Source organism: Leucobacter sp. M11 (assembly GCF_035726885.1).
In the GTDB taxonomy this organism is placed as follows: domain Bacteria; phylum Actinomycetota; class Actinomycetes; order Actinomycetales; family Microbacteriaceae; genus JAPFRB01.
Window position 1 is genome coordinate 297,770 of record NZ_JAPFRB010000002.1, and the last position, 1,011, is coordinate 298,780.

Annotated in this window: 2 protein-coding genes; both read left to right on the plus strand. The window is 67.7% G+C overall.

The genetic code is table 11. The features are described 5' to 3' along the window. A partial coding sequence (locus OOT08_RS05655; protein ID WP_325091607.1) for an iron chelate uptake ABC transporter family permease subunit occupies nt 1-256 on the plus strand: 256 nt, incomplete at its 5' end. Next, nucleotides 253-1,011, plus strand: a complete 759-nt coding sequence (locus OOT08_RS05660; protein ID WP_325091608.1) for an iron ABC transporter ATP-binding protein — start codon at nt 253-255, stop codon at nt 1,009-1,011. The genes OOT08_RS05655 and OOT08_RS05660, both read left to right, overlap by 4 nt.

Genomic DNA, 1,011 nt, shown 5'->3' on the forward strand with positions numbered 1-1,011 from the left:
CGCGTTCTCCACCGCGCTCGTGGGACCGCTGACGTTCTACGGTTTCATCGTGGCGACCCTCGCCTACCAGCTCGCGGGAAGCCATCAGCACCGCTTCGTGATGCCGATGGCGTTCCTGCTCGGCCTCATCACCCTCGCGGGCGGGCAGTTCATCATGCAGCACGTCTTCTACGCGGGCGGCTTCCTCACCGTGATCATCGAGTTCCTCGGTGGCATCCTCTTCATCATCCTGCTGCTTCGGAAGGGCACCCTGTGATTACGTTTACCGATGTCGTGAAGGACTACCCGGGGGCCCGCGTGCTCGGCCCCGTCACGGGCGAGATCGCCACGGGGGGCATCACCGCCCTCATCGGCCCGAACGGGGCGGGCAAGTCCACCCTGCTCACCGCGATCGGGCGGCTCCTTGAGCCGGACGCGGGGGTGATCACGGTCGCCGGGCTCGACGTGCGGGCCACGAAGTCCGACGAGCTGGCCAAGCACCTGTCGATCCTGCGGCAGGACAACCACATCCAGGCCCGGCTCACCGTGCGCGACCTCGTCGGCTTCGGGCGCTTCCCCTATTCGAAGGGGCGGCTTCGCCCCGAGGACCTCCGGTTCGTGGACGAGGCGCTCGAGTTTCTGAACCTCACGGCCCTCGCGGACCGCTTCCTCGACCAGCTCTCCGGCGGGCAGCGTCAGCGCGCCTACGTCGCGATGGTGCTCGCGCAGGACACCGCGACCGTGCTCCTGGACGAGCCGCTGAACAACCTGGACATGAAGCACTCGGTGCTCATGATGCGGCAGCTGCGTCGGGCCGCCGACGAGCTCGGAAAGACCATCGTGCTCATCGTCCACGACGTGAACTTCGCGGCGGCCTACGCCGACCGGATCATCGCGCTGCGCGACGGGCTCATCTGCCACTCGGGCACGGTCGCCGAGATCATGACCGACGCGGTGCTCACGGATGTGTTCGACACCCCCGTCCGGGTGCACGAGGTGGAGGGGCAGCCCACCGCGATCATCCTGCGCTGA